The organism is Pseudomonas sp. MPR-R2A5 (assembly GCF_058793055.1).
This window is the reverse complement of the sequence record NZ_JBXAFK010000054.1, coordinates 30,282-51,794: the sequence shown is the minus strand read 5'-3', so window position 1 is coordinate 51,794 and position 21,513 is coordinate 30,282. Positions and strand designations below refer to the sequence as shown.

Below are 21,513 nucleotides of genomic sequence, written 5' to 3'. Positions count from 1 at the left end.
TCGGCGCCCCGTTAAACCACGCTGGCCGAACGCAGGCTTTGGAGCGTGGGTAACCCGGCAGGACGCCGGGTTAGCCGTCCTGGGCCAGGGATGGCCCATGACGGCGGCCCACGCTCCAAAGCCGGAGTGAGGGCACACCGAGCCTAGGCGAGGTGCCGAGTGGTGGGGCACAGACCTTTTGGTTACTTTTGGCTGGGCCGGCATCCCGGGCGTTTGCCAAAAGTGACCCGTTGTAAGAGCGGAACCGCCAGCCGCCGTTACCGCAGAAACGGATATGTACTCAACCCAACCCAACCCAACCCAACCCAACCCAACCAAAAAATTTCCCCCCAGTTAAAAATCTTTCCCAAAACCCCTAGACGCCCCGCCCCCATTCCCCTATAAAGCCACTTCAGGAATATTTTATTCCCCACAAGAAAACGCGCTCAAGGAATGAGCCTGCTGTCCTCAGACATTTTTTCGCTATGCGATGAGCTGCCGCCATCATCCCGAGGACGTGTCATGCAACACGAAAAAAACCATTTCATCATCAAAGTCACTTGTCCCGCGGTGTCCGGCATTGTCGCTGCCGTCACCACCTACCTGGCAGACAAGGCGTGCTACATCGGGGAGATGGCGCAGTTCGACGATGACTTCAGCGGCCGCTTCTTCATGCGCGCGGTGTTCCGTTTCAACGATGGCCATGCGGGCAACCTGCAAGAGATCAGGGACGGTTTCGCCGAGGTCGCCCAGGCCTTCGATATGCAGTGGGAACTGTACGACACCCGCGAGCCGATGCGCGTGATGCTGATGGTGAGCAAGTTCGACCACTGCCTCACCGACCTGCTCTACCGCTACCACAAGGGCGAGATGGACATGACCATCACCGCCATCGTCTCCAACCACCTCGACCTGCGGCCCATGGCCGAGCGTGAGGGTATTCGCTTTATTTACCTGCCTGTGTCCAAGGACAACAAGGCCGCGCAGGAAGCCGAGCTGATGAAGATCGTCGACGACACCCGCACCGAACTGGTGGTGTTGGCGCGCTACATGCAGATCCTCTCCGACGACCTGTGCCGGCAACTGTCGGGGCGGGCGATCAATATCCACCATTCGTTCCTGCCCGGTTTCAAGGGGGCCAAGCCCTATCACCAGGCTTATCAACGCGGCGTGAAGCTGATCGGCGCCACCGCGCACTACGTGACCAGCGACTTGGATGAGGGCCCGATCATCGAGCAGGAAGTACAGCGCGTCGACCACGTGTACAAGCCCGACGACCTCGTCGCCATCGGCCGCGACACCGAAACCGTGGCCCTGTCCAAGGCGGTCAAGTACCACCTGGAGCACCGCGTCTTCCTCAACCAGGACAGAACGGTGGTGTTCCGGTGAGCGCGCCCACACTGATCGACGGCAAAGCCGCCGCCGCGCGGGTGCTGCTGCAAGTGCGCGAGGACGTGGCGCACCTGCATGCGCAAGACATTCAACCGGCCCTGGCGGTGATCCTGGTGGGCAACGACCCGGCCAGCCAGGTCTATGTGCGCAACAAGATCCTGCGCGCCGAGGAGGTGGGCATCCGCTCCGTGGAGCATCGCCTGCCCGATGACACCAGCACCGAACAACTGTTGATCCTGATCGGCCAATTGAATGCCGACCCGGCGATCCACGGCATCCTCCTGCAATTGCCGTTGCCGGCGCAGATGGACGAACTGCGTGCCTTGGAGGCCATCTCACCGGACAAGGACGTCGATGGTTTTCACAGCCAGAACGTCGGCGGCCTCAGCCAGGGGCGCGCGGTACTCACGCCGTGCACGCCGAGCGGCTGCCTGTACCTGTTGGAGCAAACCTGCGGCGACCTGCGCGGCAAACACGCGGTGGTGATCGGCCGCTCGAACATCGTCGGCAAACCCATGGCCGCGCTGCTGCTCAAGGCGGACTGCTCGGTGACCGTGCTGCATTCGCGCAGCCAAAATGCCCAGGCCCTGTGCAAACAGGCCGATATCGTGATCGCCGCCGTAGGCCGTGCACGCTTGATCGACGCCAGCTGGCTCAAGCCTGGCGCGGTGGTGATCGATGTCGGCATCAACCGCATCGACGACGACGGCCGCAGCCGCCTGGTGGGCGATGTCGACTTCGACAGCGCCCTGCCCCATGTCGCCGCCATCACCCCGGTGCCCGGCGGTGTCGGGCCGATGACCATTGCCTTCCTGATGAAAAACACCGTGGCCGCCGCCCTCGCGCAACACCACACCTTACGCAGCCAATCGGAGGCCGTATGCCATTCAATCTATTGAAATACGGACTGAGTTCGGAGTACCCGGTGGAGGTGGATCTACCGCCGCCCAAGGAACTCAAGGCCAGCTATGACGTCGTGATCATCGGCGCCGGCGGCCATGGCCTCGCGACCGCCTACTACCTGGCCAAGTACCACGGAATCACGAATATCGCAGTGCTGGAAAAGTCTTACCTGGGCGGCGGCAATACGGCGCGCAACACCGCGGTGATCCGCTCCAACTACCTCACCAGCGAAGGCGTTCGTTTCTATGCCGAGTCGGTGAAGATGTTCCAGTCGCTGTCCAACGAATTCGACTTCAACATCATGTACTCCGAGCGCGGCCAATTGACCCTGGCCCACACCGACGCCACCGTGCGTTCGTTCCGCCAGCGCGCTGAGGTCAACAAGCACTTCGGCGGACGTACGGAAATGATCGACCGCCAGCAGATCCGCGAGCTGGTGCCCAGCCTCAACCTCGACCCCGGCCACTTGCCGGTGATCGCCGGGCTCTGGCATATCGACGGCGCCACCGCGCGCCACGACGCCGTGGCCTGGGGCTACGCCAAGCAGGCGGCCAAACGCGGCGTGGAAATCCATCAGCTCACCGAAGTGCAGGACCTGGTGATCGAGAACGGCGCCATCACGGCGGTGAAGACCAATCGCGGCACCATCCGGTGCGGCTGCGCGGTGCAGGCGATTGCCGGGCACAGCTCGCTGCTGATGGCCAAGGCCGGCATTCGCTCGCCGATCCAGACCTTCCCGCTGCAAGCCATGGTCACCCAGCCGTTCAAGCCGTTCCTCGATCCGCTGGTCAGTTCCTCGGCGCTGCACTGTTACGTGCAGCAAACCAGCCGCGGCGAAGTGGTGTTCGGCGGTGGCTCCGACCCTTACCCGCTGTTCAACACGCGCTCGACCCTGGACCTCAAGGAAAGCCTGCTGGCCCATGCCATCGAGATGTTCCCCTTCCTCGCCAATGCCAAGTTGATGCGCCAGTGGGCCGGGATCACCGACATGACCCCCGACTACAGCCCGATCATGGGCCTGTCGCCGGTAAAAAATTACTACCTCGACGCCGGCTGGGGCACCTGGGGCTTCAAGGCCACGCCGATCTGCGGCAAGACCATGGCCGAGCTGGTCGCCAGCGGCGGCAAGGTGCCGGAGCTGATCAAGCCGTTTGGTCTCGAACGTTTCTCGACCTTCCAGCAAGTCAACGAGATGGGCGCCACGGCGGCCAGTCACTGACGGAGAGCGGACTATGAAAATCATGATGTGCCCGCTCAACGGGCCACGCAATATCAGCGAGTTCACCTATGGCGGTGAATTCAAACCGATGCCCGACCCAGTGACGTGCAGCGATGCCGAATGGGCCGACTACGTGTTCAACACCGACAACCTCGCCGGTGTGGTGCGCGAATGGTGGATGCACACGCCCTCCAGCTATTGGTTCCTCGCCGAACGCCACACGGTCACCGATGAAATCCTGCGCACCTTCGATCCCCGCGAGTTATTCACCACCCGCGTCGACTTCACCACCGCCAAGGAGATCGCCGGATGAACCGCCTCCCCGCCCCCATGGGCCTGCTGATCCAGCGTGACCAGCCACTCGATTTCAGTTTCGACGGCCTGCCCTACCAAGGTTTACAGGGCGACAGCATCGCCAGTGCCCTGCTCGCCAACGGGCGCTTCCTGATGTCGCGTTCGTTCAAATACCACCGCCCACGCGGCCCCTTGACCATGGCCGGCCAGGACGCCAACAGCCTGGTGCAACTGCCCCGCGAACCCAACGTGCTGGCCGATGCCCACGCGCTGTCCGCCGGCTTGGCCGTAACGGCGCAGAACGTCAACGGTTCGCTGGACAACGACAAGGACGCCTACCTGGGCAAGTTCTCCAGGTTCATGCCGGTGGGTTTCTACTATCGCTCGTTCTACAAGCCCAAGGGCATGTGGAAAGTCTGGGAGCCGATCATCCGTAAAAAGGCCGGCCTGGGCGTGCTCGACCTGAGATTCCAACCTGAGTACTACGACAAGGCCTACCTGTTTACCGACCTCGCGGTGATCGGTGCCGGCCCCGCCGGCTTGCAGGCCGCGCTGACCGCCGCGAATGCCGGAGCCAAGGTGTTGCTGATCGAACAGCAGCCGATCCTCGGTGGGTCGCTGACCTATGCGCGCTTCGATATCGCCGGCACCCGCGCCGACACCTTGCGCCGCGAGTTGCTGGACGCGGTGCAGCAGCACGCGAATATCCGAGTGCTCACCGACGCCACCTGCAATGCCTGGTTTACCGACAACTACCTGCCGGTGATCCAGGGCAAGCGCCTGTATAAGGTGCGCGCGCAACAGTGCCTGGTGTGCAGCGGTTCGTTCGACCAACCGGTGGTTTTCCGCAACAACGATCTACCGGGGGTGATGCTCACCAGTGCCGCGCAACGCCTGATGAAGCTCTATGCGGTCAAGCCCGGCAAGCGCGCCGTGGTGCTCACCGGCAACGATGACGGCTACCTCGCCGCCCTCGACCTGCATGACCAGGGCGTCGACGTGGCCGCCGTGATCGACCTGCGTCACGCTCCGGCAGACAACGCCCTGCCCGCGGCCCTGGCCCAGCGTAAGATCCCGTGCCTGACCAACAGCACGGTGTTCGAGGCCCTGCATGAAAAAGGCCTGCGCCATGTGAAGGGCGTCGACGTGCGTCAGATCACCGGCCAGGGCCAGGTCAGCGCCAGCGGGCAAGTGATCGACTGCGACCTGCTGTGCATGTCCGCCGGTTATATGCCGGTCTATCAGTTGCTGTGCCAGGCCGGTGGCAAGCTGGCCTATGACGACTCGCGTGCGGAGTTCAGCCTCAGCGGTTTACCGCAGAACCTGAATGTGGCCGGCTCCGTGCACGGTCGGCACCAGTTGGACAACGTGCTGGCAGACGCCACCAATGCCGCCGCCGACAGTGTGCTCGCCCTCGGCTTGAAGACTGCCAGCCCGCGCGTGCCGCTGCGCAGCGAAGCCCAGGTCAACTTCCACTGGCCAATCTTCCCGCACCCCAAGGGCAAGGACTTCGTGGATTTTGACGAAGACCTGCAAGTGGCGGACATCGTCAACGCCACCCGCATCGGCTACCGCGATGTGCAGTTGGTCAAGCGTTACTCCACGGTCGGCATGGGCCCGTCCCAGGGGCGCCACTCGGCGCTGCCGACCGCGCGGCTGGTGGCCTGGGCGACCCAGCGCAATATCAGTGAAACCGGAGTGACCACCGCACGGCCGCCATTCGTGGCGGAAAAACTCGCGCATGTCGCCGGGCGTGCCTTCGACCCCTACCGCCAAACGCCGATGCACGCGCGCCATGTGCAAGCCGGGGCGAAGATGATGCCTGCCGGTATCTGGCAACGCCCGGCCTACTATGGCAAGCCCGAGGACCGCGAAGCCTGCATGCAGGCCGAAGCGCTGCACGTGCGCAACAAGGTTGGCCTGATCGATGTGTCGACCCTGGGCGGCCTGGATGTACGCGGCCCGGACGCCGCCGAACTGCTCAACCGCATGTACACCTTTGCGTTCCTCAAGCAGCCGGTGGGCCGTTCGCGTTATGCGCTGATGACCAACGAACACGGCGTGGTGATCGACGACGGCGTGTGCGCGCGGCTGGCCGACAAGCATTTCTACGTCACCGCCACCACCAGCGGCGTCGACCGCATCTACCAGCAGATGCTCAAGTGGAACGCGCAGTGGCGCCTGGACGTGGACGTGACCAACGTCACGGCAGCGATCTGTGCGGTGAACGTGGCCGGGCCGGATTCGCGCAAGGTGCTGGAACAGGTGTGCAGCGACCTCGACCTCAGTGCTGAAGGCTTCCCCTACCTGGGCGTGCGCCAGGGCACGGTGGCCGGGACCAAGGCCCGCCTGCTGCGGGTGGGTTTCGTCGGCGAACTGGGCTATGAAATCCACGTACCGGCGCGCCACGGCCTGGCGTTGTGGGACGCGTTGATGACGGCCGGCAAGGCCTTTGACATTCGCCCCTTCGGCGTCGAGACCCAACGCCTGCTGCGCCTGGAAAAAGGCCACGTGATCATCAGCCAGGACACCGATGGCATGACCCACCCGGCGGAAATCGACATGGGCTGGGCAGTGAGCCGCACCAAGCCGTTTTTCGTCGGCCGCCGCTCGGTGGACATCCTCGAAGCCCAACCGCTGAAACGCAAACTGGTGGGCTTCAGCCTGCCCAAGGGCAGCGTACAACCGCTGGAAGGCCACCTGGTGCTCAACGGCGCGGACATCAGCGGCAACGTCACCTCCTGCGAATACTCCAGCAGCCTGGGCCGTATCATCGGCCTGGCCTATGCCGGGATCGACCAGAGCACACCGGGGCAGCGCATTCCGATTCGCGTCGAGGGCGGCATCGTCGTCCAGGCCGAGGTGGTGCAACTGCCGTTCTTCGACCCCACCAACCAACGCCAGGAGGGTTAAGCCATGACCAGTCTGAAAGCCCACGAATTGTTCACGCCTGCCTGCCAGTTGCAAGATCAGACCGACCTGCCCCGGGTTGGCTTTCGCGGTACGCAAAGCGCCGAGTACCTCAGCGCACGCGGCTTCACCCTGCCCGGTGCGCCCAACCGCGCACTCGCGCAGGCCGACGGCGGTTGGGTGGCGCGCCTGTCGCAGAACGAATACCTGTTGTTGGGCAGCCCCCAGGATGAGGGCCAGCGCATCGCCGATGAAGAAGCGCGCTGGGAACTCGACCACCGCGCCAACTACCTGCTGCCGCGCCAGGACAGCCATGCCTGTGTGCGGCTCAGCGGCGGTGTGATTGCCCAGGTCATGGCCAAGCTGTGCGGCGTCGACCTCAGCCACCCGACATTCAAACCGGGCATGGTGGCGCAGACGTCGGTGGCGCGGGTGAATGGGATTGTCATCCACACAGGGAGTGTGGAGGTGCCGGCGTTTCATATCCTGTGGGATCGCGCCTCGAAGGAATACTTCGAGGGCGCGTTAGTGGATGCATTGGAGGAGTTTGGCGGCGTGGATCAGTCGGTATAGCCCAACCGCCCCGCCCTGACCTTCTGGGTGTGTTGACGTGTCGCCAGGCAGTAATACAACGGACACGTCACCACCAACCCCACCAGCCACGACAAGTCCGCGCCTTCCACCAGGTTGGCCCACGGCCCCACATACAGCGAGGTATTGGCAAACGGCAGTTGCACAAGGATGCCAAGGAAATACGCCACGATCGCATGCAGATTGAAACGCCCGTACACCCCGCCATCCGCCTGGAAGATCGAGGCAATGTCATAGACCCCGCGCTTGATGACGTAGAAGTCGATCAGGTTGATCGAGGCCCACGGCACCAGTACCAGCAACAGCGCGAGGATCAGGCCGATAAATTGCGAAATGAAGTCCGCCGACGCGCCCAACGCGACGACACAGCAACCGGCGAGGATCACGCCTGAGAGCAGCACGCGCACCTTGATGCTGGGGGTCCAGTGGCTGGCGAAGGTCTGGACCGAGGTGATGATCGACAGCACCGCGCCATACAGATTCAGGGCGTTGTGGCTGATGATGTTGAGCAGGAACAGCACCATCAGGATCGGCCCCAGCCAGCCGGTGGCTTGCTTGACGGCGAGCATGGCTTCGGTGCCTTCGGGGGTGGCCAGTGCCGCGACCAGGCCAAAGGCGAAGGACAGGATGGTGCCAAGGGTCGCGCCCAGGTAAGTCGCGATAAATGGCCGAGTGATGCCGATATCCGCCGGCAGGTAGCGTGAGTAGTCGCTGGTGTAGGGCGAAAAGCTGATCTGCCAGATCACCCCCAGCGATACGGTGGCCAGCCAGCCGGCCGCGTTGAAGCCGCCACGGGTGAGGAAGTCCGCCGGCAGGTCATGGGCGAAGATGTAGACGAACCCCGCCAGCAACGCGCTGCCCATCACCCAGGTACCGATACGGTTGAGGCTATGGATAAAGCGGTAGCCGATCACGCCGATAGCCGTGGCGGCGAGCGCGCCGATCAGGATGCTTGCCGGCACCGGGACCGACGGCAAGATGCCGACGATGGACTTGCCCGCCAGTACGATATTGGAAATGAAGAAACCGATGTAGATCAGCGCGGCGAAGAACACGATCAGCAGCGCACCGTAACGGCCGAACTGGCCCCGGCTCTGCACCATCTGCGGGATGCCCATGCGCGGGCCCTGCGCCGATGCGAGGGCAATCACGATGCCGCCGAGCAGGTGCCCAAGGGCAATCGCCAACAGCCCCCACACCAGGTTGAGATGGAACACCTGGGCCACCATGGCGCCGGTGACGATGGGCAGCGGTGCAATGTTGGTGCTGAACCATAAGGTGAACAGGTCGCGGGCCTTTCCATGGCGCTCTGCGAGGGGGACGTAATCGACCGTGTGATGCTCGATCAGGGGGTCTTGCCGGGACATCTGGGGCATGGAAATGAACTCGCGTTTGTCTGATCTTATAGTTGTTTGACGCCAAACCGGGGGAGCTCTGCGGCCGCCCCTCAGATGAACACCATATTATGGTATTCCAACATTTTCACAAGACTGATCCGTAGTCTCAGCGCGCATCTGATCCGCAAGTGTGCCACAGGGCACGCGGTTATTTCCTGGCATAGTCCCCGTATTTATTGGCTGTAAGAGCCAGGATCGACGTTCATCGGGTGATTGAAAAAGCGGTTGCACGGACTGTATTACGGTATACCATCATACCTACAAACCTATAAAAGCCGCTTAAACCGCAGAGGACCGTCCCATGATCGATGCCGCCATCTACAAACAAGTGATGGGTTCGTTTCCGTCCGGGGTCACCGTGATCACCACGCTCGATGATGATGGGCAAATCGTCGGGCTGACGGCCAGCGCCTTCAGCTCGTTATCCATGGACCCGGCCCTGGTGTTGTTTTGCCCCAACTACAGTTCCGACTCGTACCCGGTGTTGATCAAGAACAAGCGCTTTGCCATCCACGTCCTTTCCGCAGGCCAGCAAAGCGAAGCCTACGCGTTCGCGCGCAAGGGCAAGGACAAGGCGCAAGGCATCGAATGGACCTTGAGCGCACTGGGCAACCCGATCCTGGCCAATGCCACGGCGGTGATCGAGTGCGAGTTGTGGCGCGAATACGAAGGCGGCGACCACGCGATCATGGTCGGCTCGGTGAAGAACCTGATCGTGCCCCAGCAGAACGCCGGGCCACTGGTGTACTGTCACGGCAAGATGGGCGCCCTGCCGCTGCCGGCCTGAGCCACACAATCATCAGGCAGCCCTCGGTCAGGTTTTGCTCTGGCTTCTGTGTGCCTTAGAGCCAACCGGAGTCGTGTCTGGTGTACTCGGTTAGACATGTGGGAGGGGGCTTGCCCCCGATCGCGGTGGGACAGCCCGCTTATTTGTCGCTGACCCACCGCCATCGGGGGCAAGCCCCCTCCCACAGTTTGATTGCGGGATGACGGCCAGATACAGGTCAGGTTCGAAACCGGCTGACCAGTTGATTCAACGTCTGCGACAACGCCGTCAATTGCTGTGCATCCTGGCGTGTGGCGTCGGCCAGGCTTGCCACCAATTGCGCATCCCCGTGAATCTGGCTGATATGCCGATTGATGTCTTCGGCCACCTGGTGCTGCTCTTCCGCGGCGGTGGCGATTTGCGTGTTCATGTCGCGGATCACGTCCACCGACTCGCGGATCAACCCGAAGCTTTCGCGAGCGTCGTTGATCGACACCACCGTTTCCTGGGACACCTCAAGGCTGGCATGCATCTGCTTGCCCATCTGGTGCGTGCGCCGCGCCAGGTTACCCAGCAGCCCGTCGATTTCGCCGGTGGAGTCCGACGTGCGTTTGGCCAACGCGCGCACCTCGTCCGCCACCACCGCAAAACCACGGCCCTGCTCACCCGCCCGCGCGGCTTCGATGGCGGCGTTCAGCGCCAACAGGTTGGTCTGTTCGGCGATGGAGCGGATGGTGCCGAGGATCGACTGGATGTCGTTGCTGTCTTTTTCCAGTTGCTCCATGGCCTGGGCGGAGTGGCCGATTTCTTCGCTCAGGCGCCCCACGCTGTTCACCGCCGCGTCGATCTGTTGCTGCCCGGTATGGGCCTGGCGCTGGCCGTTGTCGGCCGAGTCGGCGGCCTGGCTGCAGGAACGCGCGACTTCGTTGGAAGTGGCGACCATTTCATGAAACGCGGTGGAGACCATATCCACCGCTTCGCGCTGGCGCGAGGCGACTTCGGCCATTTCCACCGAGACTTCAGTGGCACTGCCAGAGCTGCTGTGGATCTGCCCGGCGGCCTGGCCGATGCGTTGAATCAGCGTGCGGATCGCTTCGAGGAACTGGTTGAACCAGCCGGCCAGTTGCGCCGTCTCGTCGCGGCCCTTGATCGCCAGGCGCGCGGTCAGGTCACCTTCGCCTTGAGCGATACCTTCCAGGCCACTGGCCACGCCGCGAATCGGCTTGACGATCAGCCCGGCAAACCAGGCCCCGACCCCGGCAAACAGCACCGCGCACACCAGCGCGATGGCCGCGATCAGCCAGGTCAGGCGCGCCGCGCCGGCCATCACTTCACTTTCGCGCATCACCCCGACAAATCGCCAGCCCAACGCCTTGGATGGCCAGACAAGCGCCATGTAGCGCTCCCCCGCCAGCTCGACCTGGACCAAACCCTGGCCGGCCTCGCTCAACTGCCGGTAGCCCTCGCCCAACTCGCCCAGCGCCTTGAAGTTATGGGACGGGTCATTCGGGTCGACCAGTACGGTATTGTCGGCCTCCATCAGCATCAGGTAGCCGCTCTCGCCCAACTTGATCTGCTTGACCAGGTCGGTCAGTTGCTTGAGCGATACGTCGATATTCACCACCCCACCCGGCTTGCCCTGGCGGCTGTTGAAACTTTGCACGGTGCTGACCAGCACCACATCGTCGGCGGCCCAGTAGTAGGCCTGGGTGCGCAGGGTCTTGCCCGGCTGCGCCATCGCGGTTTTGTACCAGGGACGCGTGCGCGGGTCGTAGCTGGCGAGCTGGGGGTCGCCGGGCCAGAACACATAACCACCGTCTTCGGTGCCCAAGGACAGATAGGTATAGGCCGAATGACTCTTGGCCAAGCCTTCGAACAGTTTGAACACCTGCTCGTCACGCACGCCGGGGGCGACGCGCGCAGCATCGGCGGCCAGGTAGCGTTTCACATCGCCATCAATGCCCTGCAACTGCGGGTGCGCTGCCAGGTAGGCGACGTTCTGGCTGATGCCCTCGAAAAACAGCTGCATGGCGTTGTCGACCTGGCGGATCTCGCGCTCGCTGCCGTCGATAAAGCCATCCCGTGCTTCATGACGCACGTTGAGGATGATCATCACAGCCACCAGAATCACCGGCAGGCTGGCGATCACCGTAAAGGCCAGGATCAATTTTTGTTTTATGTTCATCTAGCTCGCCTTCCTTGTGAGGTGAGAGTGCGACCGTTGGAGAGAAAAGTTTTGCGGATATTCCGTATTATGGTATACCAACAATCAATCCGCCGAACAGCCGTCATCACTGGCAGGCTTCACAAGGGCGTGAGCATTCAAGGGCCCGCAGTCGACAGGCCGATCACAATAGATCCGAGGTAAGCGTCATGAAGTTTTCCCTGTTCGTACACATGGAGCGCTGGGATGAAAGCATCAGCCACCGCCAGCTGTTCGAAGACTTGACCGAACTGACCCTGATGGCCGAAGCCGGTGGTTTCAGCACCGTATGGATTGGCGAGCACCACGCCATGGAATACACCATCTCGCCCAGCCCGATGCCGTTGCTGGCTTACCTCGCGGCCAAGACCACCACCATTCACCTGGGCGCCGGCACCATCATCGCGCCGTTCTGGCACCCGCTGCGGGTGGCGGGTGAATGCGCCTTGCTCGACGTGATCAGCAACGGCCGCATGGAAGTCGGCCTGGCCCGTGGCGCTTACCAGGTGGAATTCGACCGCATGGCCGGCGGCATGCCCGCCTCCAACGGTGGCCAGGCCCTGCGCGAAATGGTGCCGGTGGTGCGCGCACTGTGGCAGGGCGACTACGCCCATGATGGCGACCTCTGGAAGTTCCCCACCTCCACCAGCGTGCCCAAACCGATCCAAAAGCCCAACCCGCCGATGTGGATCGCCGCCCGCGACCCGGACTCACACAACTTCGCAGTGGCCAACGGCTGCAACGTGATGGTCACGCCGCTGATGAAAGGCGATGAAGAGGTGCTCGACCTGAAGAACAAATTCCAGGCCGCCCTGGACAACAACCCGGCGGTGCCGCGCCCGCAATTGATGGTGCTGCGCCACACCCACGTACACGCCGCCGACGATCCAGAGGGCTGGAAAGTCGGGGCCAAGGCGATCTCCAAGTTCTATCGCACCTTCGATGCCTGGTTCGGCAACAAAGAGGTGCCGGTCAACGGCTTCCTGGCGCCAAGCCCGGAGGAAAAATTCGCCGCCCGCCCCGAGTTCGAACTGGACAGCCTGCACAAGACCGCGATGATCGGCACCGCCGAAGAGATCATCCCGCGCATCAAGTACTACCAGGAATTGGGCGTGGATGAGTTCAGCTTCTGGTGCGACAACAGCTTGCCCCACGCCGAGAAGAAGAAATCCCTGGCGCTGTTTATCGAGCAGGTCGTGCCAGCGTTTCGTTGATTGATATGAGCCGTAGGCCGGTGGGGATGTTCCGCCACGCCTACGGCTGCTTTGCCAACTGATACACCGCCCCCAACCAGACGCCCCCCGAAAGCCGAACAGGTCCGCACCGGGAGCGGCCTGCCGCGCCGCGATCGCCCAATCCTCTTGAATACTTGCCTGATCCTCCGACTTATCGGCGCTTTGATAGATAGCCCTTGCCCCCTGGTCTAGAGTTCGACAATGAGCGCCTGTCGCTCGCATAAGAAAAAAGCCCCACCGACCGAAGATCAGCCGATGAGCCACGGAGCCATGCATCATGGAGCTACGAATCAACCAAAAGTCCTATCAGGTCGATGCCGACGCCGACACGCCATTGCTGTGGGTCATCCGTGATGACCTTGGGCTGACCGGTACCAAGTACGGCTGCGGCCTGGCGCAATGCGGCGCCTGCTCGGTGCTGGTGGACGGCAACGTGGTGCGTTCCTGCGTCACGCCGGTGGCGGGTGTGGTCGGTCGCGAGATCACCACCATCGAGGCCATCGAGGCCGATGCGGTGGGCCAGCGGGTGGTCGCCGCCTGGGTCGAGCATCAAGTGGCGCAATGCGGTTACTGCCAGTCCGGGCAGGTGATGGCCGCCACCGCGCTGCTCAAGCACACCCCCGCGCCGAGTGATGCGCAGATCGAAGCAGCGATGGTCAACCTGTGCCGCTGCGGCACCTATAACGCCATTCGTACCGCGGTGCATGACCTGGCCAAGCAGGAGAACGCCTGATGAACACGCGCTACGAGCTACCCGACCTGTCGCTGAGCGAGCCCATCAACCTGTCGCGCCGGCGCTTTCTGGCCAGCACGGCCGTGGGCGCGCTGGTCATCGGATTCGGCTTGCCGCTGGGCTCTGCCCGGGTGCAGGCCGCCGCCACGGCGGAACGCGGCACCCAGGTGCCGGCGTTCCTGGAGATCCGCCCGGACGGCAGCGTGCGCCTGCTCAGCCCCTTCATGGAAGGTGGCCAAGGCACCCATACCGCGATGGCGCAGATTGTCGGCGAAGAGCTGGACGCCGACCCCGCCACGTTCATCGTCGAAGCCGCGCCGCCCGGTGAAGCGTATGTGGTGATGGAAAACGGCATGCGCATTACCGGCGGCAGCATGTCGGTGCGCATGAGTTACCCGACCATGCGCCGCCTCGGCGCCCTGGCCCGCGCCATGCTGTTGCAGGCCGGCGCCGAGCAGTTGGGCGTACCGCTGGCCGAGCTGACCACCCAGCCGGGCCGTGTGGTTCATGCCGCGTCTGGCCGCTCACTGGGCTACGGCGAGCTGGCCAGTCGCGCGCTGGACATGCCGGTGCCCGACCCGGCCAGCATCACCCTGCGCGACCCGAGCCAGTTCCGCTGGATCGGCAAGCCGGTCAAGCGCCTGGATGCCTATGACAAATCCACCGGCAAGGCGCAATACAGCATCGACATGAAGGTCGACGGCATGCTCCACGCCGCCGTGCAGCACGCGCCGCGCCTGGGCATGAGCGTGGGCGGCCTGCGCAACCAGGCCCAGGTCGAAGCCATGAAAGGCGTGCACTCGGTGCATCAACTGCCTGGGGCGGTCGCCGTCGTGGCCGAACGCTGGTGGCACGCCAAGCGCGCCGTCGAGGCGATCCAGGTCGACTGGCAGGAAGCTGCCGCCGATGCCAGCGTGCGCGTGATGCCGGCGAATTTTTCCAGCGACACGTACCGTGATTTTCTTGCGGCCCAACAAGGCCCGGCCCGCGACGACGAAAACCAAGGCGACGTCGCCGCCGCCCTGGCAAGCGCCAAGACTCAGGTCGAAGCCACCTACCACAATCAATACGTCAACCACGCTCAGTTGGAGCCGCCGTCGGCCTTGGCACGCTTCAACCCCGACGGCACGCTGGACATCTGGCTGCCCAACCAGGCGCCCGACCTGTTCCGCGCCGACATCGCCAAGCGCGCCGGTCTCGACCCGTCCAAAATCAACCTGCACTCGCCCCTGCTGGGCGGCTTTTTCGGCCGCCATTTCCTGTATGACTCGGCCAGCCCGTACCCGCAGGCCATCGCCCTGGCCAAGGCGGTGGGCCGTCCGATCAAGTTGATCTGGAGCCGCGAGGAAGAGTTTCTGCGCGATGTGCTGCGCCCGGTGGCGGTGGTCAAGTTCCGCGCCGCGCTGGACGCCGAAGGCTTGCCCGTGGCAATCGAGGCAGTCAGCGCCACCGAAGGCCCCACCGAAGCCATCGCCGGCAAACAGGGCGAAAAGCTCGACCCCACGGCCCTTGAAGGGCTGTCGGGCAAGAGCTACGCCATCCCCAACAAACGCATCGCGCAGATCTACGTCAAGGGCCCGGCCATGCTCGGCTATTGGCGCTCGGTGGGCAATTCGCTCAACGACTTCTTCTACGAAGCGTTCCTTGATGAACTGGCGGACAAAGGCGGCCGCGATCCCTTTGAGCTGCGCCTGCACCTGCTGCGCGACAACCCACGGCTGACCACCTTGCTCAACGCGGTGGGCGAGCTGTCCGGTGGCTGGAAGCGTGGCCCCTACACCGCCGAGGATGGCACCCGACGCGCGCGCGGCGTGGCCATGGCTTCGCCGTTTGGCTCCCACGCCGCAGTGATCGCCGAAGTGTCGATCGACAAGGGCCAGGTCAAGGTGCACCAGATCTGGGAAGCCATCGATCCGGGCAGCATCGTCAACCCGGCGATCATTGAGGCCCAGGTCAATGGCGCCGTGGCGTTGGGCCTGTCGCAAACCTTGCTGGAGGAAGCGGTGTACGTGGACGGCAAGCCACGTGCGCGCAACTACGACCTGTACCCGATCCTGCCGCCTTCGCGCATGGCCCAGGTGCACGTCAAGATCGTCGAAAGTGGCGAAAAGATGGGCGGTATCGGCGAACCACCGCTGCCTGCCGTGGCGCCGGCGGTGGCCAATGCGGTCGCGCAGCTGACTGGCCAGCGCATCCGCAGCCTGCCATTGAGCCGATACACCTTCAGCTAACCGACAAGGAACGCCCATGAACAACCGCCGATTCGCAAGAACCGTAGGCTGGCTCGCGCTGGCCGGCCTGGTCGCCGCCGCGCTGCTGGCCTGGTATGTCAACCGCCAGCCCGCTTCACCCTTCGCACAGGAAGCGGCCGCCAGTAGCGAGCCGGCCCTGATCAGCCGTGGCGAGTACGTCGCCCGCCTCAGCGACTGCGTGGCCTGCCACAGCCTGCCGGGCAAGGCACCGTTTGCCGGCGGCCTGGAGATGGCCACGCCGCTGGGAGCTATCCACGCCACCAACATCACCCCCGACCAGGGCACCGGCATCGGCGCCTACAGCCTGGCCGACTTCGACCGCGCGGTGCGCCACGGCGTAGCGCCAGGTGGTCGACGCCTCTACCCGGCCATGCCCTACCCGTCCTATGCCAAGCTCAGCGACGACGACGTGCGTGCGCTGTACGCGTTTTTCATGCATGGCGTGCAACCGGCCAAGCAGCCGAATATCCCCAGCGATATTCCCTGGCCGCTGAATATGCGCTGGCCCATCGCGCTGTGGAATGGCCTGTTCGCGCCGACCGCCACCTACGCGGCCAAGCCCAGCCAGGACGCGCTGTGGAACCGCGGCGCCTACATCGTCCAGGGGCCGGGCCACTGCGGCAGCTGCCACACGCCGCGCGGCCTGGCTTTCAACGAGAAGGCCCTCGACGAATCCGGCGCGCCGTTCCTCGCCGGCGCCCTGCTCGACGGTTGGTACGCCCCCAGCCTGCGCCAGGACCCCAACACCGGGCTGGGGCGCTGGAGCGAACCGGAGATCGTGCAGTTCCTTAAGAGCGGGCGTAATCAACACGCGGTGGTCTACGGTTCGATGACCGAAGCCTTCAACAACTCCACCCAGTTCATGGCTGACGACGACCTGGCGGCCATCGCGCGCTACCTCAAGTCACTGCCCGGCGACCCGCAGCGCGACGGCACACCCTGGCACTACGTGACCGCCGAAGCGCGCCCGGACTCCCCCGGCGCGCACACCTACGCGACCCGCTGCGCCTCCTGCCACGGCCTTGACGGCAAGGGCCAACCCAAGTGGATGCCACCGCTGGCCGGCGCCACCTCGGCACTGGCCAAGGAAGACGCCTCGGCGATCAACATCACCCTCAACGGCTCGCAACGCATCGTCGCCGCCGGCGTGCCGGACGCGTACCGCATGCCGGCCTTCCGCGAGCAACTGACCGACGCGCAAATCGCCGAGGTTCTGAGTTTCGTGCGCAGCAGTTGGGGCAACAGCGGTGGCGCGGTCGACGCGAAGGCGGTGGCCAAGCTGCGCGGGCATACAGACCCGGCCAGCAGCAGCCCGATTATTCTGCATATGCGCTGAAAGGCGTATTCCGGCGATCGCCCCGGCACACAGACCTGTTGTGGCGAGCGGGCTTGCCCCGCGTTGGGCTGCGCAGCAGCCCCAAAACCAGCCTCTACAGAGTGTCTGATACACCGCGCTCTTCTTGACTGGGGCTGCTGCGCAGCCCAACGCGGGGCAAGCCCGCTCGCCACAGCAAGCCCTCTCACCACAGCAAGCCCGCTCGCCACAGCAGCCCCTATCTACCGGGTGTTCAGCGTTGAGCCCAAGCAGATACCCATGCTCAGGAGGAGAACACTTGCGCCCGTGGTCGCGCAGGCTGTGGGTGCCTGAGCGGTTGCTGCCGGGCGAGTTGCGCCTGGACATGAGCGACGGCATCCAGCACTCGCTGTGCCCAGTTTTCGTCCTGCGGGTCCACCACGACCACGCGGAAACCATGGTCATGGCCTTCACTGCGCACACCTTCGGAATCATCGACATGCAAGTCGATATCGAAGGCCGGCGGAAATTTGGAGGGGGTATTCGACAGGCCATGCACCGTCAGCGCACGGTTGTGCAGCACGCTGTTGACCACACCGTCGACACGGATGCCATACAGCATGAGCCAACGCCGAATATAGGACGGTGTGCGACCGGACGAGGTATAGACCCAGATGCTGCAACCCTGGCGGCGCAGTTCGCGGGTCAGGGCGCGTGTCCCCAGGCGCAGCGGCTCGCCGAGCAACCGGTGGACACAGGCCGGCAGCCGGCTGCGTTCGACGGCGCTATGGTGGAGCTGGCAGGCCAATGTGTCATCGATATCAAACGAGATACGGATGCGCGGGCGTTTGAACAGGCGCTGGAGCGTGTCGGTCACTGAATACCGTCCCATCAAAGGCCTCCCTGATAGGCAGGCACGGCGGTGTCGCTCAGGAAAAACTTCATTGGATCAGGCGCCTTATCTTCCAGGAACGCAGCGTATTTTTTCTTGATCTTGGGCAATTCGTACAACGCCTTGACGCCATGCTTGGCGGAGTTGCGTATGACCGAGGACGGGTTGAAATAGCCCTCGGCGTTATCCAGCGTCAGCACGAACGGCGGCAACCCGGCGCGCATCAGCAAGTAGCTGACGATCAGCGAGCCACTGCGGTTGTTGCCCTCGATGAACAATTGCGGCTTGCTGAGGATGCGCACATACACACCCGCGGCACGCTTCCACACGGACTCACTGCGATACGCGCAATACCAGTTGTACAAGTCCTTGATGCCACCTTCAACGTTGTTGAAAAAGTGCTCCTCGGTGGCCGCCAGGTGCTGGGCGTATTCCAGCCGACGCACCGGGTCCTTGCCGCAGAGCACGGTGGCGTTGATCTCCAGCATCAGGTTCAGTTGCTGCAGATCGAACAGGTCGACGCCGCGAGCGACATAATCGTCAATCAGCGCGTAGCCTTCAAGCACGTTGTGCAGCACTTCGTCCGTCAAGGGGTCGCGCGGCTCGGTAAAGTGCCGGCTGAGTTCGGCAAAGCGGCTCTGTACCTCACGCAGTGCGCGTTCGATCGCGGGCAAATCAAGGCGACGTGTTGCAGGCATTGGCAATCCTGAGAAACGTTGGATAAGTGGGTCAGCTGAACTTGCCGCTGATGTAGTCCCCGGTCATTTGTTCGCGCGGGTTGTCGAAAATCTGCGCGGTGGGGCCCATCTCCACCAGGTAGCCGGTGCGCGTGCCCTGGGAAATGTCCACTGAGAAGAAGGCCGTGGTGTCCGCCACGCGGATGGCCTGCTGCATATTGTGGGTGACCAGCGCGATGGTGTAGTCCTTCTTCAACTCGACCATCAGTTCCTCGACCCGGCGGGTGGCGATCGGGTCCAGCGCGGAACAAGGCTCGTCGAGCAACAGCACCTCCGGCTCGGTGGCGATGGCTCGGGCGATACACAGCCGTTGCTGCTGGCCACCGGACAGCGACAGGCCGCTGACCTTGAGCTTGTCCTTGACCTCATCCCACAGCGCGGCGCCTTGCAGGGCGTGCTTGACGCGATCACCCAGGTCGCCCTTGTAGCGGTTGAGGCGCAGGCCGAAGGCGACGTTGTCGAAGATGCTCATCGAAAACGGGTTCGGCTGTTGAAACACCATGCCGATATAGCGGCGCACGACCACTGGATCAACGCCCTTGCCGTAGACGTCCTGCCCGAGGAAATGCACATGGCCCTCGAAGCGAAAGCCCTTCACCAGATCGTTCATGCGGTTGAGGCTACGCAGCACGGTACTTTTGCCGCAGCCGGAAGGCCCGATGAAGCCGGTGATCTTGTTTTTTTCGATCGGCACATGGCTGTCACGCACGGCCATGAAGTTGCCGTAGAAAATCTTGTCCAGTTTGCAGTCCATGACCACAGGCGCCTGGGTGACAAACGGAGCGGCTCGTTGCGCAGTTGATACGTTCAAAATTCAGGTGCTCCCGTTCTCAATACTTGGGCTTGCCGAAAATACGGCTGACGATATTTACGACCAGCACGATCATGACCAGCACCAGCGAGGCCGCCCAGGCGAGCTCAAGCTGGTTGTCGAAGGGCATGCCTGAAAAGTTGTAAATCAGCACGGCCAACGAGGCCGTCGGATTCATGACGGCCAGGCTGCCGTCGTGGTAGATCCAGTAGTTGCTGAACAGCGCGGTAAACAACAACGGCGCGGTTTCGCCCGCCGCTCGCGCCACGGCCAGCATGACGCCCGTGAGGATCGCCGGCAGGCCGGTGGGCAAGACGATTTTCCAGATGACCTGCGAGCGTGTGCAGCCCATGCCGTAGGCCGCATCCTTCATGATCTTGGGCACCATCCTCATCGACTCTTCCGCCGTCAGCACCACGATGGGCAGCATCAGGACCGCCAGTGCCACGCCGCCCGCCGGGGCCGAGTAGGTCCCGGTGGTCATCACCACCAGGGCATAGGCAAACACCCCGGCCAGGATGGAAGGCAGCCCCGTGAGCATCTTGGCGGCAAAGCGCGAGGCGTTGGCCAGCTTGCTGTCCGGCCCCAGTTCGGCCAGGAAGATCGCCGCCATGATGCCGACCGGTACGGCGATAGCCGCCGCGATACCGACCATCACAAAGGTGCCGGCCATGGCGTTGCCGAAGCCACCGCCCGTCTCGAACCCCGTCGGAGGCAACTCGGTGAACACTTCCAGGCTCAGGCGCGCCCCGCCGCGCATGATCAGCATGTAGAGCACGGAGATCAGCGGCACGCTGGCCAGTAGCGCGCCGCCCCAGACCAGAGTGGTCAATACCAGGCTACGCAGGGCGCGGCCTTCGAACTTGCGCTGCAAGCTGGGCATCGCGCCTGCGGGCGCGGTCAGGTCGGTTGCTGCAGTGAGATCAGTCATCACTTATTACCCCGTTGGGCATACATCATGATCATGGAGCCGAAGACGTTCACGATCAGCGTGATCAACATCAGCACCAGTGCCGCGTACATCAACACCTCGATCTCGTTCGGCCCGGCTTCGGGGAAGTTCAGCGCCAGCAAGGCCGCCAGGGTATTGGCCGGGGCAAACAGCGACAGGGAGATGTTGTTCGCGTTACCGACCAGCATGGCCAGGGCCATGGTTTCACCCAGCGCGCGGCCCAGGCCCAGGACCAGCGAGCCGAAAATACCGGTGGCGGCGGACGGGACCATCACCTTGAGGATCGCTTCCCAATGGGTGGTGCCCATGCCATAGGCCGCTTGCTTGGTTTTCATCGGCACGGCGGTCAGGGCGTCCTGGGACACCGCGGCAATGGTCGGCAGAATCATGATGGCCAGTACCAGCGCCGCCGGGAGCAGCCCCGGCCCGCTCAAGGACGTGCCGAAAAACGGGATCCAGCCCAGTTCAGTGTTCAACCAGGCCGTCAGCGGGCGAATGGCCGGAATCACCACGTAGATGCCCCACAGGCCGTACACCACGCTGGGGATCGCGGCGAGCAATTCGACGATGGTACGAAACACGGCGGCCAGTTTTGCGGGCAGGAAGTCCTGGGTCAGGAAAATCGCCATGCTGACGCCGAAAAACCCGGCGATCAACAAGGCGATCAGGGCGCTGTACAGCGTGCCCCAAATAGCCGGCAGAATGCCGTACTTGCCCTGGTTGACGTCCCAGACGCTGCCGAGCAATACGTCAAAACCGTGCTTTTCCATGCCGGGAAGGGCTTTGCGTCCCACCTCGAAGACCAAGGCAAAGACCAATGCCAGCACCAGCACCACCCCTATTCGCGCAAGCGCACGGAAGGTCCGGTCAACCAGGAAATCCTTCGTAGACGGTGGCTGGCAGGCAGAATCCGGGTTAACCGGTACGACAAAAGGTGTGTTCATTGGCGAGTT

Annotated in this window: 17 protein-coding genes and 2 pseudogenes; 11 read left to right on the top strand and 8 right to left on the bottom strand. The window is 63.4% G+C overall.

The window, feature by feature from the left end:
* Positions 1-501 precede the first annotated feature (501 nt).
* The 6 genes from purU to AC1Q6I_RS29205 are packed head-to-tail and all read left to right on the top strand — an operon-like array spanning position 502 to position 7,270.
* The gene (purU, locus tag AC1Q6I_RS29230) at positions 502-1,368 is read left to right on the top strand and encodes a formyltetrahydrofolate deformylase (protein WP_024074674.1); all 867 of its coding nucleotides are present in this window, start codon (positions 502-504) and stop codon (positions 1,366-1,368) included.
* Entirely contained in the window at positions 1,365-2,270 is a 906-nt protein-coding gene (gene folD / locus AC1Q6I_RS29225; protein WP_069075685.1) for a bifunctional methylenetetrahydrofolate dehydrogenase/methenyltetrahydrofolate cyclohydrolase FolD, read from the top strand. Before purU ends, folD begins: the two co-directional genes overlap by 4 nt.
* The gene (locus tag AC1Q6I_RS29220) at positions 2,252-3,493 is read left to right on the top strand and encodes an FAD-dependent oxidoreductase (protein WP_024074672.1); all 1,242 of its coding nucleotides are present in this window, start codon (positions 2,252-2,254) and stop codon (positions 3,491-3,493) included. Before folD ends, AC1Q6I_RS29220 begins: the two co-directional genes overlap by 19 nt.
* 13 nt (positions 3,494-3,506) lie before the next feature.
* Entirely contained in the window at positions 3,507-3,806 is a 300-nt protein-coding gene (locus AC1Q6I_RS29215; RefSeq protein WP_024074671.1) for a sarcosine oxidase subunit delta, read from the top strand.
* Positions 3,803-6,700 carry a 2Fe-2S iron-sulfur cluster-binding protein gene (locus AC1Q6I_RS29210; protein WP_069075684.1) on the top strand — a complete coding sequence of 966 codons (2,898 nt, stop codon included), beginning with the start codon at positions 3,803-3,805 and terminating at the stop codon, positions 6,698-6,700. The genes AC1Q6I_RS29215 and AC1Q6I_RS29210 overlap by 4 nt, the downstream gene beginning before the upstream one ends.
* A 3-nt stretch (positions 6,701-6,703) precedes the next feature.
* Positions 6,704-7,270, top strand: a complete 567-nt coding sequence (locus tag AC1Q6I_RS29205; RefSeq protein WP_069075683.1) for a sarcosine oxidase subunit gamma — start codon at positions 6,704-6,706, stop codon at positions 7,268-7,270.
* Here AC1Q6I_RS29205 and AC1Q6I_RS29200 read toward each other — a convergent pair.
* Entirely contained in the window at positions 7,258-8,664 is a 1,407-nt protein-coding gene (locus AC1Q6I_RS29200; protein WP_102624679.1) for a purine-cytosine permease family protein, read from the bottom strand. The genes AC1Q6I_RS29205 and AC1Q6I_RS29200 overlap by 13 nt on opposite strands.
* A gap of 322 nt (positions 8,665-8,986) precedes the next feature.
* Here AC1Q6I_RS29200 and AC1Q6I_RS29195 point away from each other — a divergent pair, with 322 nt between their 5' ends.
* Positions 8,987-9,472: a flavin reductase family protein gene (locus AC1Q6I_RS29195; protein ID WP_024074665.1), complete on the top strand. Its 486-nt coding sequence runs from the start codon at positions 8,987-8,989 to the stop codon at positions 9,470-9,472.
* Positions 9,473-9,689: 217 nt separating this feature from the next.
* Here AC1Q6I_RS29195 and AC1Q6I_RS29190 read toward each other — a convergent pair.
* Both AC1Q6I_RS29190 and AC1Q6I_RS29185 read right to left on the bottom strand, forming a co-directional pair.
* Positions 9,690-10,286, bottom strand: a pseudogene (locus tag AC1Q6I_RS29190) (methyl-accepting chemotaxis protein); the annotation flags it as partial.
* A 261-nt stretch (positions 10,287-10,547) separates the two neighbouring features.
* A pseudogene (locus AC1Q6I_RS29185) lies at positions 10,548-11,480 on the bottom strand (cache domain-containing protein); the annotation flags it as partial.
* 344 nt (positions 11,481-11,824) lie between these two features.
* On the opposite strand from AC1Q6I_RS29185, the gene AC1Q6I_RS29180 reads away from it, so the two are divergent.
* The 4 genes from AC1Q6I_RS29180 (at position 11,825) to AC1Q6I_RS29165 (ending at position 17,210) form a co-directional block, all read left to right on the top strand.
* Positions 11,825-12,868 carry an LLM class flavin-dependent oxidoreductase gene (locus AC1Q6I_RS29180; RefSeq protein WP_102624678.1) on the top strand — a complete coding sequence of 348 codons (1,044 nt, stop codon included), beginning with the start codon at positions 11,825-11,827 and terminating at the stop codon, positions 12,866-12,868.
* 298 nt (positions 12,869-13,166) lie between these two features.
* Positions 13,167-13,622 (top strand): (2Fe-2S)-binding protein, encoded by a 456-nt coding sequence (locus AC1Q6I_RS29175; protein ID WP_024074662.1) that lies wholly within the window; start codon positions 13,167-13,169, stop codon positions 13,620-13,622.
* Positions 13,622-15,853, top strand: coding sequence for a xanthine dehydrogenase family protein molybdopterin-binding subunit (locus tag AC1Q6I_RS29170; protein WP_102624677.1), 2,232 nt, complete (start codon positions 13,622-13,624; stop codon positions 15,851-15,853). The genes AC1Q6I_RS29175 and AC1Q6I_RS29170 overlap by 1 nt, the downstream gene beginning before the upstream one ends.
* A 16-nt stretch (positions 15,854-15,869) precedes the next feature.
* Positions 15,870-17,210, top strand: a complete 1,341-nt coding sequence (locus AC1Q6I_RS29165) for a c-type cytochrome (RefSeq protein WP_102624676.1) — start codon at positions 15,870-15,872, stop codon at positions 17,208-17,210.
* Positions 17,211-17,472: 262 nt separating this feature from the next.
* Here the strand turns inward: AC1Q6I_RS29165 and AC1Q6I_RS29160 are convergent, their stop codons facing one another.
* The 5 genes from AC1Q6I_RS29160 to pstC form a co-directional block, all read right to left on the bottom strand.
* On the bottom strand, positions 17,473-18,060 hold the full coding sequence (locus AC1Q6I_RS29160) for a hypothetical protein (protein ID WP_024074659.1): 588 nt from the start codon (positions 18,058-18,060) through the stop codon (positions 17,473-17,475).
* The gene (locus tag AC1Q6I_RS29155; protein WP_024074658.1) at positions 18,060-18,758 is read right to left on the bottom strand and encodes a hypothetical protein; all 699 of its coding nucleotides are present in this window, start codon (positions 18,756-18,758) and stop codon (positions 18,060-18,062) included. Before AC1Q6I_RS29155 ends, AC1Q6I_RS29160 begins: the two co-directional genes overlap by 1 nt.
* A gap of 31 nt (positions 18,759-18,789) precedes the next feature.
* The gene (gene pstB / locus AC1Q6I_RS29150) at positions 18,790-19,551 is read right to left on the bottom strand and encodes a phosphate ABC transporter ATP-binding protein PstB (protein ID WP_017847588.1); all 762 of its coding nucleotides are present in this window, start codon (positions 19,549-19,551) and stop codon (positions 18,790-18,792) included.
* A 76-nt stretch (positions 19,552-19,627) separates the two neighbouring features.
* The gene (pstA, locus tag AC1Q6I_RS29145) at positions 19,628-20,539 is read right to left on the bottom strand and encodes a phosphate ABC transporter permease PstA (protein WP_024074656.1); all 912 of its coding nucleotides are present in this window, start codon (positions 20,537-20,539) and stop codon (positions 19,628-19,630) included.
* A complete protein-coding gene (gene pstC / locus AC1Q6I_RS29140) occupies positions 20,539-21,504 on the bottom strand; it encodes a phosphate ABC transporter permease subunit PstC (RefSeq protein WP_024074655.1) in 966 nt (321 codons plus the stop codon). The genes pstA and pstC overlap by 1 nt, the downstream gene beginning before the upstream one ends.
* Positions 21,505-21,513 lie beyond the last annotated feature (9 nt).